The sequence below is a fragment of the Actinocorallia herbida genome (genome assembly GCF_003751225.1).
GTDB lineage: Bacteria > Actinomycetota > Actinomycetes > Streptosporangiales > Streptosporangiaceae > Actinocorallia > Actinocorallia herbida.
The window spans coordinates 8578361-8591521 of sequence record NZ_RJKE01000001.1 but is presented as its reverse complement, the minus strand read 5'-3'; the positions used below and the strand labels follow the sequence as shown (position 1 = coordinate 8591521).

Here is a 13161-nt window from a genome sequence, read left to right as displayed (position 1 = left end):
CCCCCTGATCCAACCCCCGATCCCGACCCCCCGAGGAGCCAAGTGAAGAGCGTAGGGAAGCTCGTCGTGCTCGGTCTGACCGTCGCGGCGACCGCCTCCGTCCCGCAGCTCGCGTCCGGCACGGCGCTCGCCGCGCCCGCGCCGGCGTCCGCCGTGGAGTGTTACGGCGCAGACCTGGGCCCGGCGTCCGACGCGAGTTCCGCGCGCGTCGTCAACGGCTCGAAGGTCGTGGAGCCGCACGCCACCGTCGACCCGAAGGTCGAGGCCGCGATCCAGTTCGAGCTGACCAAGCAGAACCTGCTGTCCCGCTCGTCCGACGCGCGGGCCGCCACCAAGTGGATCCACATCCCGGTCTACTTCCACGTGCTGCACTACGGGAAGCAGGGCAAGCTCTCCAAGAAGGCGATCAACGAGCAGATCGCCATCCTGGACCGGGCGTACAAGGCCGGTGAGGGCGGCCACAACCTGAAGATCAACTTCTTCCTGAAGAAGGTCGACTACACCAACAAGAAGACCTGGTTCAAGAACGCCCTCAAGTACGAGTCGGCCTACAAGAAGAAGCTGCACAAGGGCGGCAAGGCCTCCCTGAACCTCTACACCGCGGACCTCGGCAACGAGCTGCTCGGTTTCGCCCACTTCCCGTGGGAGGCCAAGAAGGCCCCGAAGATCGACGGCGCCGTCGTCCACTACAAGTCGCTGCCGGGCGGTGCCTTCACCGACTACAACCTCGGCGACACCGCGGTGCACGAGGTCGGCCACTGGCTGGGCCTCTACCACACCTTCGGCCGCGACTACCCGTACCAGGACGGCTGCGCCGCGGGCGACCGCGTCTCCGACACCCCGGACCAGGGCGTGCCGACCGGCGGCTGCCCGGCGGACGACGCCATCCCGGACACCTGCCCGTCGGAGGGCCTCGACCCGATCCACAACTACATGGACTACGGCAACGACGGTTGCATGACGGAGTTCACCAAGGGTCAGAACGACCGCGTCCGCGCCCTGTGGAAGAAGTACCGCACCACCAAGAAGTAGCGCGTCGCCGGTAGGCCGCCCGAGGCGGAGCCCCTTCCCGGGGACTCCGGGGCGGCCTTCGGACAGCGGAACGCCCGGGTCCCTCCTACAGGGGGACCCGGGCGTTCGTCGTCTCGAGGGGCGGGGCGTGCCCCGGCCGTCAGGAGGCGCGGTGCTTGGCGGTGGGCGCCCCGTTGCCGCGGCCGCGGAAGCGGACGACGACGTAGCCGATCACGGCGATGACCGCGATCACCAGGACGACCTTGGACAGGACGCCGACGTAGGTCTCCACGATGTGCCACTGGTCGCCGAGCCAGTAGCCCGCGAGGACCAGGATCGAGTTCCAGATGAGGCTGCCGCCGGCCGTCAGCAGCAGGAAGATCGGCATCGGCATCTTCTCGACGCCCGCGGGGACGGAGATCAGGCTCCGGAAGATCGGGACCATCCGGCCGAAGAACACCGCCTTGGTGCCGTGCTTGGCGAACCAGGCCTCGGTCTTCTCCAGGTCGGAGACCTTGACCAGCGGCATCCGCTCCCAGACCCGGTACATCCGCTCGCGGCCGATGACCCGGCCGATCCAGTAGAGCACCGCGGCGCCGACGACCGCGCCGAGCGTGGTCCAGAACAGGGCCGCGAAGAGGGACAGCTTGCCCTGGCCCGCGGTGAACCCGGTGAGCGGGAGGATGACCTCGCTGGGCAGCGGCGGAAAGAGGTTCTCCAGGGCGATGAGGAGGCCCGCGCCGGGCCCGCCGAGCGTCTGGATGAGGTCGGTGGCCCAGCCCGCGATGCCGTCCGCCGGGACGTCCGTCTGGGCGGCGAGGATCGACAGGTGCATGCGCTGGACTCCTAGGTGTGCTCGGGGAACCGGGTGGGCTGGACGGACGCGCGCCGACCCCCGGTCATCCTTCCATGGTGGGAAGAGGGACTTCAGGACAACGTAAGGATCTTCGTCCGTTTCGCGTGGTTTCGCCCACACGATAGTCGGCGGGCGGCGCGCGGTGGGCGCTTTCCGCGGTTCACGCGGGCGTTGCGCGGGCCTGGACGAGGGCCTCGCGGGTCTCGTCCGGGAGGCGGCGGACCGCCTCGCGGAAGGTGACGCCGGAGGCCGTCCGGAGATGGGCGGCGACCCAGTCCGCGACCCAGCCGGGCTCGGTGCGGGTCAGCTCGCGCAGGAGCCAGCCGAGTGACTTGCGGATGAAGAACTCCTTCTCCGGGAGGGCCGCCTCGGCGTAGGCGGCGATCCGCGGGAGGTCGGCGGTGCCCGCGCGGGCGCGGGGGATGTGCGCGAGCAGGGCGGTGCGGCGGATCCAGAGGTCGGGGTCGGTGATCCAGCGGTCGAGCGGCGCGAGGTCGTCGCCGAGGATCGGCCCGACGACCTGGATGGCGAGGGGGTCGACGAGGGCCCAGCCCGCGGATTCCCGGATCAGCCGCTCGGCCAGGGGCAGGTCGCGCCGGTCGAGCGCCTCCGCGCGATGGGCGAGCGCCTCGACGGCGGCCATGTGCAGCTCGTGCACGGACGTGTCCCAGAGTTCGGCGACGAGATCGAGCAGCCGCGCACGGGACATGCCCTCGGACTCCCGCACCGCGACCCGCCGGGTCGCCGGGAGGGTCGCGCCGAAGTGGTCCAGCGAGCTCTTCAGGTACCGCTTCTCCTGGACCGCCCGCTCGGGGGTGCCTAGCGCGGCGAGCTCCGCGGAGATCCGTGCCGCGATCTCCCGTGTCGTCTCCATGCCAGGAGTCTCGCCCCTCGCGGGGCGCGCCGAACCAGGGTTCGCACACTTCGGGACGGTCTCGGGCGGTGGCCCCGGACCCGTCTCCGCGGCTAGTATCTTAGTAATAAGATACTTGGGATAGGGGATCTTGAAATGGCCGAGGGCATCGTGGACGAGATCTTGGTGGGCGGGGTCTGGCGGCGCGGCGCGGGACCGCTCGTGGAGTCGAGGAGCCCGGTCGACGGCAGGGTGATCGCCGCCCTGCACGGTGCCGACGCCGCGGACGTCGACGAGGCGGTGCGCGCGGGGAAGGCCGCCGCCGAGGATCCCGCGTGGCGCGGCCTGCTGCCGCACCAGCGGGCGAAGTTCCTGGTCCGGATCGCCGACGGGATCGCCGCGGCCGCCGAGGAGCTCGCGCGGTTGCAGACCCTCGACACGGGCAAGTCGATCAACGAGACCCGGGCGCTGGTGGCCAGCGCCGAGGGCACGTTCCGGTACTTCGCCGCGGCCCTGGAGACAGTCGAGGAGTCCGTCACGCCGTCGCGCGGGACCTATCTGACGATGAGCGTGCACGAGCCGATCGGCGTGGTCGGCGCGATCACCCCGTGGAACTCGCCGATCGCCAGCGACGCGCAGAAGATCGCGCCCGCGCTCGCCGCGGGCAACGCGGTCGTGCTCAAGCCCGCCGAGTGGACGCCGCTGGTGTCGCTCCGGCTCGGCCGGATCATCCACGCCGCGGGGCTTCCCGCGGGCCTGCTCTCGGTGCTGCCCGGCCCCGGCACGGTCACCGGTGACGCGATCGTCAGGCACCCCGGCGTCGGGAAGGTCTCCTTCACGGGCGGGACCGCGACGGGCCGGGCGATCGGCGCGGCCGCCGCGCAGAAGATCATGCCGGTCTCGCTGGAGCTGGGCGGCAAGTCCCCGACGATCGTGTTCCCCGACGCCGACCTGGAGCAGACGCTCGCGGGACTGCTGTTCGGCATCTTCTCCTCCTCCGGGCAGAGCTGCATCGCGGGATCACGGCTGTTCGTGCACGCCTCGGTGTACCGGGAGGTCGTCGACGCGCTCGTGGACCGCGCCCGGAGCCTGCGCGTAGGCCCCGGCGACGACCCGGCCACGCAGGTCGCGCCGCTCGTCGCGCACGCGCATCGGGACAAGGTCGCCGCGATGGTCGACCGGGCCCGGAAGGAGGGCGCCAAGGTGCTGTGCGGCGGAGCGGCGCCCGAGGGGGAGGCGTACGAGAAGGGCGCGTACTACCTGCCGACGATCCTGGAGGGCCTGCCGAACGACGCGGAGACCTGCCAGGAGGAGATCTTCGGGCCCGTGCTCGTCGCGCTGCCGTTCGAGGACGAGGACGACCTCGTCGCGCAGGCCAACGACTCGGTGTACGGGCTGGCGTGCGGGATCTGGACACGGGACTACCGGAAGGCCGCGCGGGTCGCCCGCCGGATCGACGCGGGCACCGTCTGGATCAATACGTACAAGCAGTTCAGCGTCACCACGCCGTTCGGCGGGATGAAGGAGAGCGGGATCGGCCGGGAGAAGGGCCGCGAAGGGATCTTCGGCTACATGCGGCAGAAGAGCCTGTACTGGGAGCTGACCGAGGCGCCGCTGCCCTGGGCGCTGTGAGTCCCGCGAGTCCGCGGCCCGGTCGTCCCCGCTGGGGCGGCCGGGCCGTCGCGGTTGGGCGCCCGGCCGAGTGCTCGCGTCCCCGCATACCCTGTGCGCCGGAGAATCCGCAGGTCAGAAGGGGGAAGTCGATGAAGGCGAGCCCGAGGCCCGCGCCCGGACGCCGTGCCGACGGTCAGGGCCTGGCGATCCGGCGCAGACGCCGCGCCGGCGCTTTCTCGGCCGCGGCGGTGATCGCCTCTTCGAGCATGACCAGGCTGTCGGCGATCTGAGTGCGCTGGGCCGGGGTGAGGGTGCCGAGGAGGTGGTCCTCGTTCGCCATGTGGTGCGTGAAGACCTCGTCGATGAACGCCAGGCCCGCCGGGGTCAGCTCGGCGAACATGACGCGCCGGTCGTTCGGGTGCGGGCTGCGGCGGATGAATCCGAGCCGCTCCAGGCTGTCGAGCCGGCCGGTCATCGCGCCGCTGGACAGCAGCGAGGACTCCGCGAGTTCCGACGGCGTCTTGCGGTACGGGGCGCCGCCCCTGCGCAGGTTGGCCAGCACGTCGAAGGACTTGGGCGTCAGGTCGTACGGGGCGAGGAACGTCTCGAGGTCCTGGCGCGAGAGCTCGGCGACCCTGCGCAGCCTGCCGAAGACCCCGATCGGGGAGGCGTCGAGGTCGGGCCGTTCCCGGCGCCAGTCGTCGAGTGCCTGTCCGATCGCGTCCATTGCACAGTCCCGTGGGGTGAGGCGAAGCGGATCCGTGGGGAGCCGTCCGGAATCATAGCGCAACCAAGATATCTTGACACAAGTAATCCTGTAACCAGATACTTGACTCTAAAGTAATCGCGCCGCGTCCCCGCCCCCCGGCGACGTCGCCCGCCCGACCGCCGTCATGGACGGACGGGCCAGTTCTCAAAGAGGTCACCGATGCACACTTCTCTCGCCGCGCCGCCCAAGGGCCGCCTGGTCCGCCGCGCGCTTCCCGGCCTCGCCTTGACGCTGACCGCGGCGCTCGCCCTGTCGGCCTGCGGAGGCTCGGACTCCAACGAGGACGCGAACGGACTGACCAAGGTCAACGTCCGGACCGACGTGTACTTCACCGGCTCGGTCCTCCCCCTCGTCGCCGGGGTGGAGCAGGGCATCTTCGAGAAGCACGGCCTGAACGTCACGCTCAACGCCGGCAAGGGCTCGGCCACCACGCTGCAGACCGTCGCCAACGGCTCCGACGACATCGGCTACGCCGACGCGGGCGCGCTGGTCCAGGCCGTCGGTAAGAAGATGCCGCTCAAGATGGTCGCCGGCATGGTGCAGTCCTCCCCGCTGGCGGTCTTCGTCCGGAAGGACTCCGGCATCACCAGCGCCAAGGACCTCGCGGGCAAGACCGCCGGATACACCGCGGGCTCCGCCGCCGAGACGCTCTTCCCGGCGTTCGCCAAGATCAGCGGCCTCGACCCCGAGTCCGTCAAGCTGAACAAGGTCGACATCCCCACCCGCGACAGCCTGTTCGTGCAGGGCAAGACCGACTTCAGCTTCGGCCTGCTCAACGTCACCGAGCCGAACATGACGCTCAACTGCTGCGAGCTGACCGCCCTCGGCTACGGCGACGCCGGGCTCGACGTGCTCAGCTCCGGCATCGTGACCTCCGACAAGTACCTCGACGGCAACGCCGAGACCGTCCGGAAGTTCCTCGCCGCGACCGCGGAGGCCGTGGAGGCCGCCAACACCGACCCCGACGCGGCCGTCGAGTCCTTCTTCAAGGTCGCCACGACGAGCACGCTGTCCAAGGAGGTCGTCAAGGAGCAGTGGCTCGCCACCGCGAAGCTGGCCACCTCCGCGCGGACCGCGGACGAGCCGTTCGGCTGCACCTCCACCGCGGACTGGGAGAGCACCATCAAGCTGATGGAGGACTACGCGGGCGTGGAGGCCGGCGCGGTCACCCCCGCGGGCGCGGCCAGCAACGCCTTCCTGTCGCAGTGTTCCGACGCCCTGGGTGAGGAGTAGGCGATGGCAACGGCGACCGCCCCCTTCGTCGCGTTCGACCGCTTCACCAAGTCCTTCGACTCCGTCACCGCGGTCAGTGAGATGTCCTTCGAGCTGGAGCGCGGGGAGTTCCTCGCGATCGTCGGCCCGAGCGGCTGCGGCAAGAGCACGCTGCTCATGGCACTCGCCGGACTGACCCAGCCCACCTCGGGCGAGGTGCGCGTGCAGGGCGAGCCCGTGCTCGAGCCCTACACCGACCTCGGCATCGTGTTCCAGAACGCGGAGCTGCTGCCCTGGCGCACCTCGATGCAGAACGTGCTGCTCCAGTCGGAGATCCGGCGCTCTCCCAAGGGCCCGTCCGAAGAGCGCGCGCGTGAGCTGCTGCACCAGGTCGGCCTGGCCGGGTTCGAGGACAACTACCCCGACGAGCTGTCCGGCGGCATGCGCCAGCGCGTGGCGCTGTGCCGCGCGCTGCTGCACGACCCGGACATCCTGGTCATGGACGAGCCGTTCGGCGCGCTCGACGCGCTGACCCGTGACCAGATCCAGATCGACCTCCAACGGCTGTGGATGGACCGCCGCAAGACCGTCGTCTTCGTGACGCACAGCATCGACGAGGCGGTCTTCCTCGCCGACCGAGTGCTGGTCTTCTCGCCCCGCCCCGCCCGGATCGCCGCCGAGTTCCGGGTGCCGCTGGAGCGGCCCCGGCACCTGAGCGCCCGGACCGGCCGCGAGTTCACCGACCTCGTCGGTGAGATCCGCGGCGTCTTCGAGAACCTCGGCGTCCTGAGGGAGGAACCCAAGTGAGCACCGCACAGGACGTCCGGCGGACGAACGCGGCGGGCGGCGCGGCCGTCGGCAAGCCCAAGGGCAGGTCCGCGGGCAGGCGCTTCCTCGAATCCCGCGCCGCCGACTGGGTGCTGCCCCTGGTCCTCGTGGCGATCGTCATCGGGATCTGGCAGGCGGTGTGCGCCTCCGGCGGCGTGGAGGAATACGTCCTCCCCGCGCCCGGTGACGTCGTCGTCAAGATGTTCGGCGACCTCGGCATGTTCGCCGAGCAGTCGGTGCCGACCCTGGTCGCGATCTTCGTCGGGTTCGCGCTCGCCGTGCTGGTCGCGCTGCCGATCGCCGTCGGCATGGTCTACAGCGACATCGTGCGGCGCGCGGTCTACCCGCTGCTGATCATCGCCCAGGTGGTGCCGAAGGTGGCGATCGCGCCGCTGTTCATCATCTGGTTCGGCTTCGGCCAGCTGCCCAAGGTGCTGATGGTCGCGCTGATCTGCTTCTTCCCCGTCGTCATCGACGCGCTGGTCGGCTTCCGGGCCACCCGGCCGGAGAGCCTGATGCTCGTCCGGTCGATGGGCGCGAGCCGGTGGCAGGCGTTCTGGAAGATCCGCTGGCCGTTCGCGCTGCCGAGCATCTTCGCCGGTCTCAAGGTCGGCATCACCCTCGCCGTCGTCGGCGCGGTCGTCGCCGAGTTCGTCGGCGCGGACACCGGCCTCGGCGTGGTGCTCATCAACGCGCGCGGCGACATGGACAGCCTCACGGTGTTCGCGTCGATCGCCTGGCTGACCGTCGTCGGCTTCGTCCTCTTCGTCATCGTCGAGCTGCTGGAGCGGATCCTCGTCCCCGGCAAGCGCGGCGGACGCTCGCACGAAGCCTCGGGCTCTCTGTGACCGGCGACGCGGCGTCACCACGCGGGACCCAGCGGGCCGTGGTGTTCGGCGGGCCGGACAGGGCCGAGATGGGGGAGGCGCCGATGCCCGCCCTGGAGACCCGGGCGGCTCCCGGCGTGCTCCCGCGCCGCTGCGACCACGCGGTGATCGTCAGGACGCTGGCGACGTGCGTGTGCGGGTCCGACCTGCACACCCTGCACAACCCGGGTGCGGCGCCCGGCATGGTCCTCGGGCACGAGCTCACCGGCGTCGTGGTCGAGGTCGGCCGGGACGTCCAGCGGGTCAAGGTCGGCGACGTGTGCTCGGTGCCGTTCAACGTCGCCTGCGGGCGGTGCGCGAACTGCCGGGCGGGCCTCACCGGGCACTGCCAGGGCACGAACCCGGCGCGTCCGGGCGCCACCTACGGGATGGGCGAGGCGTTCGGCGGCTGGGCGGGCTTCCAGGCGGAGTACTCGCTCGTCCCCTACGCGGACTTCAACCTGTACGTCTTCGCCGACCCCGACCAGGCCAGGGAGCGCCTGCTGGACGTCGCGATGATCGGAGACATCCTGCCGACGGGCTACCACGCCGCCCGCTCGGCGGGGGTCGCCCCCGGCTCGACCGTCTACGTCGCGGGCGCGGGGCCGGTCGGACTCGCCTCGGCGGCGGCCTGCCGGCTGCTCGGCGCGGCCGCGGTCGTCGTCGGTGACTTCAACGCCGAACGGCTCGCGCACGTGCGGTCCGTCGGGTTCGCCACGGCCGACCTCGCGGCGGACGGCGCACTCGCCGACAAGCTCGCCGAGGTGCTCGGGGTGCCGCACGTCGACGTCGGGATCGACTGCGTCGGCGCGTCCGACGCCGCGGTCATGAACGCGGGCGCGGAGGGGATCACCCCCGGCGCGCGGGCGCTCAACGACATCATCGGGGTGGTCCGTCCGGGCGGGGCGGTCGCCGTGCCCGGCGTCTACTCGGCGGGGACGCCCGGGGCCCGGCCGTCGCTGGGCGTCTGGCTCGGCGGCGTCTGGTCCAAGGCCATCACCGTGACGTCCGGGGCCACCCCCGCCCGCGGTTACCAGGACGACCTGGCCACCGCGGTGCTGCTCGGCGGTTTCGGCATCGGCGAGATCGTCCGCGCCACCGAGATCCCCCTCGACCAGGGCGCGGCGGCCTACGCGCGGTCGGCGGCGGGCGCGAGCAGCAAGTTCGTGCTCGTCCCCTGACGGGCGTTCTCCGCACCACGACGACGAAGGCCCCCGCCACGATGTGGCGGGGGCCTTCGAAGGCGCTGGGCCTTCGGGCCGGGGTCGTCAGACCGCGGTGAGCGCGGACTCCGACTCCAGCACGGCGGCCGTGGCGTTGACCACGGCGGCGATGCGGAGGGCCTCCTGGATGAGCTCACGGGACAGGCCGCCGTCGCGCAGCACCTTCTCGTGGGACTCCAGGCAGCGGCCGCAGCCGTTGATCGCCGAGACGGCGAGGCACCACAGCTCGAAGTCGATCTTGTCGACGCCGGGCTTGGCGATGATGCTCATGCGCAGCTTCGCCGGGAGGGTCGCGTAGGTCTCGTCACCGATGAGGTGCGTGGCCCGGTAGTAGATGTTGTTCATCGCCATGATCGCGGCGGCGCCCTTGGCCGCCTCGAACGCCTCGGCGGTGAGGTAGTCGCCCGCCTCGGCCGAGACGGCGGCGATGACCCGGCCGCTCTTGGTGGCGAGGGCGCAGCTGAGGACGGTGCCCCAGAGCTGCTGCTCGGTCAGCTGGGAAGTGGTGGTCACCGAACCCAGGTTGAGCTTGATGTCCTTGGCGTACGCCGGGAGGGCGGACTTGAGGTCGTCGATGCTCATGCTCAGGCGCCCGCGAGGAGCTTGCCGGCGTCGAGGGTGCCCTCGCCCTTGTTCCAGTTGCAGGGGCACAGCTCGTCGGACTGGAGGGCGTCGAGGACCCGCAGGACCTCCTTGACGTTCCGGCCGACGGAGCCCGCGGTGACCATGACGAACTGGATCTCGTTGTCGGGGTCGACCAGGAAGGTGGCGCGCTGCGCGACGCCGTCCTTGGTGAGGATGCCCAGCTCGGAGGCGAGCTCGCGGTTCAGGTCCGACAGCATCGGGAAGGGCAGGTCGGTCAGGTCGGGGTGGTTCTTGCGCCAGTTGTAGTGCACGAACTCGTTGTCGACGGAGGCGCCGAGCACCTGCGCGTCGCGGTCGGCGAACTCCTCGTTGAGGCGGCCGAACTCGGCGATCTCGGTGGGACAGACGAAGGTGAAGTCCTTCGGCCAGAAGAACACCACGCGCCACTTGCCCTCGTAGGACTTCTCGGTGATCGTCTCGAAGGCGTTGTCGGCGTCGAGGGAGACGCAGGCCGTCAGAGAGTAGGCCGGGAACTGGTCGCCAATGCTGAGCATGGGCCCTCCAAGGTCGAAATGGGGTCGGTGACTGCCGCCCAGCATCCCGCAGGTATCGTCATGTGAGAAATCGAGGGAACAGTGGTTTCTTGATAGGAGTTGGCTATCAGCCGTCCGACGATCGCCCAATTGAGGGCGTTTCTCGCTGTAGCGGACTATCTACACTTCCGGGACGCCGCGGCCGCGCTGCGCATGAGCCAGCCCTCCCTCTCGGCGGCGGTGGCCGCGCTGGAGGACACCCTGGCCACCCGGCTTGTGGAACGCACCACACGCAAGGTCCTGCTGACCCCCGCGGGCGAAATCGTGGCGCGCCGGGCGGCGATCGTACTCGCCGAACTCGACCGCATGGCAGAAGAGGTCGCCGCGGACAAGGGACCTTTGGCCGGACCATTGCGGCTGGGGGTCATTCCGACCGTCGCGCCCTATTTGCTGCCGACCCTTCTCCCCGCTCTTAATTGTGATTTTCCCGACATTGAGCTTTCTGTACGGGAAGAGCAGACGGCGATCTGCGTCACAGAACTCCTCGCCGGCCGCCTGGACGTGGTAGTGCTCGCGCTTCCGGTGACCGTCCCCGGGATCGTCGAGCAGGAGCTGTACCGCGAGGAGTTCGTCCTCGCCGCGCCGTGGGGCCTGGAGATCGTCGAGCCGGTGGAGCGCCAGGTGCTGAGCGACCTCGACGTGCTGCTGCTCAACGAGGGGCACTGCCTGCGCGACCAGGCGCTCGAGGTGTGCCGGGAGGTCGGCGCCAAGGCCGCCGCGGCCACCTACGCCACAAGCCTCGCCACGCTGGTGCAGCTGGTGTCCGGCGGGCTCGGCGTGACCCTGCTGCCGGAGTCCGCGGTACCCGTGGAGTCCGGAAGGTCGGGCATGGCCCTGCACCGCTTCGCCCAGCCCGCGCCCTCCCGCCGCATCGGGCTCATCCACCGGGCGACGTCGCCGCGCGCCGAGGAGTTCGGCCTGCTCGCCGCCACGATGCGCCGCGCGGTGCGGGACAAGGATTGGAAAGTCCACATAGCCGCCTGACCGGGCGGATCATGAGGCGGGCGCAACCTCAAGATTGCGTCAAGGGACCTCCATCTACTCACTCAACGTGAGCAGCGGGTGCGCAATGTGACCATGCTGAGCGTCATGGCCAAGCCTGCGCCCCGGTGACTCACGGTGGCGGGTCGGCCATCGTGTTGTTACTTTCTGTGCGCTGATCATGACGTTGAGTGGGGATAGGAGAGGTGTCCGTGCCCGTCCTTAGGCTTTTGCGCTGGTCGTCCGCCCATGTGCCGGCCCCCGCCCGGCGGGCCCTGGCCCGGCTCAAGGAGCACGGCCGCGCCGAGTTCCGGATCGACCAGGCCGCCTGGACGGCCGAGGGCGACCTCCTTCTGACCGGTTCCCGTGTCCCCCAGAGCCTTGTCCTACGGCACCGCCGGACGGGGCGTGAGGTGACCGTCCCGGGAACCGCGGAAGGCGTCCGGGTGCCTTGCACGCGCATCCTGTCCTTCGGGGAGGAGATCCCGCTCGCCAGCGGCGAATGGGAGCTGCGCGACGCCCGCTGGACGGGCAGGCGCCTGCCGCAGAAGCGGGTCGACGGCCTTCACGTGTTCACCCCGGTCCAGCGCGGCACCCGGTTCTTCCTGTCGGTCGCCGCGCACCACGCGCCCGACGAGCGGGGCCCGCGCGCCCAGGAACGCCTTCAGTCGGGGCACTACGCGGGCCGCAGGGCGCTCCCGCTGCTCGACCTGGTCGTCTTCGACTCGATGAGCGGCCGGGCCGCGTCCTGCAACCCCCGGGCGATCCACGACGAGCTGCTCCGCCGTGACCTCGGGCTCGATCTCGTCTGGATCAGCGCCGACGGGCAGTTCGCCGCCCCGCCGGGCGCGGAGGTCGTGCTGGCGGGCTCCCGCGCCCACTACGAGGTGATGGCGAGGGCCAGGTACCTCGTCGGGAACGTGCGGCTGCCGCGGTGGTTCCGCAAGCGCGAGGGCCAGACCTACCTCCAGACGTGGCACGGCACCCCGGTCAAGCACCTCGGCTTCGACATCGCGGTGCTGCCCGACCGGCGAGAGGCCGCGTTCGCCCACATCCGCGGAGACACGCCGCAATGGGACTACCTGATCTCGCCGAGCCCGTACGCGACGCCGATCCTTCGCCGCGCGTACGGCTTCGAAGGAGAAGTCCTGGAGGTCGGCTATCCCCGGAACGACACGCTGCACCGTCCGGACCGGGAGGCGAGGGCTGCCGCCGTACGGGCCAGGCTCCGGCTCCCCGAAGACAAGAAGGTCGTCCTGTACGCCCCCACCTGGCGTGATGACCTGCGCTTCTCCGGGACCGCGCAGGACCTCGCCCTCGACGTCGCCGACGCCCGCCGGGCCCTGGACGGCGACCATGTCCTGCTCGTCCGGGCGCACCGCAACGCCCGCAAGGGCGGCGGCTGGCCCCGCCCCGACGGCTTCGTGCGCGACGTGACCGCCTACCCGGACATGGCCGACCTGCTGCTGGCCGCCGACGTCCTGGTGACCGACTACTCATCGACGATGATCGACTTCGCGGGCACCGGCCGTCCCGTCGTGGTGTTCGCGCCCGACCTGGACCACTACCGCGACGAGGTGCGCGGCCTCTACCTCGACCTCGAGGAGAAGTCCCCCGGCCCCCTGCTGCGCACGTCCGGCGACGTCGTCGCCGCGCTGCGCGCCGGGGTGGAGCACGGCGCGGCGGAGGACTTCCTGGCCGAGTTCTGCCCGTTCGACGACGGGGACGCCTCCGGCCGGGTGATCGAGCACGTCTTCAAGGGGATGTGAC

Annotated in this window: 13 protein-coding genes; 8 read left to right on the top strand and 5 right to left on the bottom strand. The window is 70.7% G+C overall.

Annotated elements, in window-relative coordinates; translation table 11 throughout:
* Positions 1-42 precede the first annotated feature (42 nt).
* Entirely contained in the window at positions 43-1032 is a 990-nt protein-coding gene (locus EDD29_RS38945; RefSeq protein ID WP_123669188.1) for a zinc metalloprotease, read from the top strand.
* 139 nt (positions 1033-1171) lie between these two features.
* Here the strand turns inward: EDD29_RS38945 and EDD29_RS38940 are convergent, their stop codons facing one another.
* Positions 1172-1846, bottom strand: coding sequence for a DedA family protein (locus EDD29_RS38940; RefSeq protein WP_123669187.1), 675 nt, complete (start codon positions 1844-1846; stop codon positions 1172-1174).
* A 181-nt stretch (positions 1847-2027) separates the two neighbouring features.
* A complete protein-coding gene (locus EDD29_RS38935; RefSeq protein WP_123669186.1) occupies positions 2028-2741 on the bottom strand; it encodes a DNA alkylation repair protein in 714 nt (237 codons plus the stop codon).
* A gap of 135 nt (positions 2742-2876) precedes the next feature.
* Here EDD29_RS38935 and EDD29_RS38930 point away from each other — a divergent pair, with 135 nt between their 5' ends.
* Positions 2877-4352 (top strand): aldehyde dehydrogenase, encoded by a 1476-nt coding sequence (locus tag EDD29_RS38930; protein WP_123669185.1) that lies wholly within the window; start codon positions 2877-2879, stop codon positions 4350-4352.
* 175 nt (positions 4353-4527) lie between these two features.
* Here the strand turns inward: EDD29_RS38930 and EDD29_RS38925 are convergent, their stop codons facing one another.
* Positions 4528-5061 carry a MarR family winged helix-turn-helix transcriptional regulator gene (locus EDD29_RS38925; RefSeq protein ID WP_123669184.1) on the bottom strand — a complete coding sequence of 178 codons (534 nt, stop codon included), beginning with the start codon at positions 5059-5061 and terminating at the stop codon, positions 4528-4530.
* A 201-nt stretch (positions 5062-5262) separates the two neighbouring features.
* Between EDD29_RS38925 and EDD29_RS38920 the strand changes: the two genes are divergently transcribed.
* From EDD29_RS38920 to EDD29_RS38905, 4 genes are read left to right on the top strand one after another with little or no spacing between them, the layout of a single operon-like run.
* Positions 5263-6336: an ABC transporter substrate-binding protein gene (locus EDD29_RS38920; RefSeq protein WP_123669183.1), complete on the top strand. Its 1074-nt coding sequence runs from the start codon at positions 5263-5265 to the stop codon at positions 6334-6336.
* Between the two features lie 3 nt (positions 6337-6339).
* Entirely contained in the window at positions 6340-7122 is a 783-nt protein-coding gene (locus EDD29_RS38915; protein WP_123669182.1) for an ABC transporter ATP-binding protein, read from the top strand.
* Entirely contained in the window at positions 7119-7991 is an 873-nt protein-coding gene (locus tag EDD29_RS38910) for an ABC transporter permease (protein WP_123669181.1), read from the top strand. The genes EDD29_RS38915 and EDD29_RS38910 overlap by 4 nt, the downstream gene beginning before the upstream one ends.
* Positions 7988-9190 carry an alcohol dehydrogenase catalytic domain-containing protein gene (locus tag EDD29_RS38905; protein ID WP_123669180.1) on the top strand — a complete coding sequence of 401 codons (1203 nt, stop codon included), beginning with the start codon at positions 7988-7990 and terminating at the stop codon, positions 9188-9190. The genes EDD29_RS38910 and EDD29_RS38905 overlap by 4 nt, the downstream gene beginning before the upstream one ends.
* 87 nt (positions 9191-9277) lie before the next feature.
* On the opposite strand, the gene ahpD is transcribed toward EDD29_RS38905, so the two are convergent.
* Entirely contained in the window at positions 9278-9814 is a 537-nt protein-coding gene (gene ahpD, locus EDD29_RS38900) for an alkylhydroperoxidase, AhpD family (protein ID WP_123669179.1), read from the bottom strand.
* A 2-nt stretch (positions 9815-9816) separates the two neighbouring features.
* On the bottom strand, positions 9817-10371 hold the full coding sequence (locus EDD29_RS38895; RefSeq protein ID WP_123669178.1) for a peroxiredoxin: 555 nt from the start codon (positions 10369-10371) through the stop codon (positions 9817-9819).
* Between the two features lie 99 nt (positions 10372-10470).
* Between EDD29_RS38895 and EDD29_RS38890 the strand changes: the two genes are divergently transcribed.
* Entirely contained in the window at positions 10471-11394 is a 924-nt protein-coding gene (locus tag EDD29_RS38890; RefSeq protein ID WP_123669177.1) for a hydrogen peroxide-inducible genes activator, read from the top strand.
* 209 nt (positions 11395-11603) lie between these two features.
* The gene (locus EDD29_RS38885) at positions 11604-13160 is read left to right on the top strand and encodes a CDP-glycerol glycerophosphotransferase family protein (protein WP_148086243.1); all 1557 of its coding nucleotides are present in this window, start codon (positions 11604-11606) and stop codon (positions 13158-13160) included.
* Position 13161 lies beyond the last annotated feature (1 nt).

What these genes read in the sequence shown, in the direction of transcription:
- EDD29_RS38940 (WP_123669187.1), bottom strand. Translation starts at nt 1,846, where the DNA reads ATGCACCTGTCGATCCTCGCCGCCCAGACGGACGTCCCGGCGGACGGC.
- EDD29_RS38935 (WP_123669186.1), bottom strand. Translation starts at nt 2,741, where the DNA reads ATGGAGACGACACGGGAGATCGCGGCACGGATCTCCGCGGAGCTCGCC.
- EDD29_RS38920 (WP_123669183.1), top strand. Translation starts at nt 5,263, where the DNA reads ATGCACACTTCTCTCGCCGCGCCGCCCAAGGGCCGCCTGGTCCGCCGC.
- EDD29_RS38925 (WP_123669184.1), bottom strand. Translation starts at nt 5,061, where the DNA reads ATGGACGCGATCGGACAGGCACTCGACGACTGGCGCCGGGAACGGCCC.
- ahpD (WP_123669179.1), bottom strand. Translation starts at nt 9,814, where the DNA reads ATGAGCATCGACGACCTCAAGTCCGCCCTCCCGGCGTACGCCAAGGAC.
- EDD29_RS38915 (WP_123669182.1), top strand. Translation starts at nt 6,340, where the DNA reads ATGGCAACGGCGACCGCCCCCTTCGTCGCGTTCGACCGCTTCACCAAG.
- EDD29_RS38930 (WP_123669185.1), top strand. Translation starts at nt 2,877, where the DNA reads ATGGCCGAGGGCATCGTGGACGAGATCTTGGTGGGCGGGGTCTGGCGG.
- EDD29_RS38895 (WP_123669178.1), bottom strand. Translation starts at nt 10,371, where the DNA reads ATGCTCAGCATTGGCGACCAGTTCCCGGCCTACTCTCTGACGGCCTGC.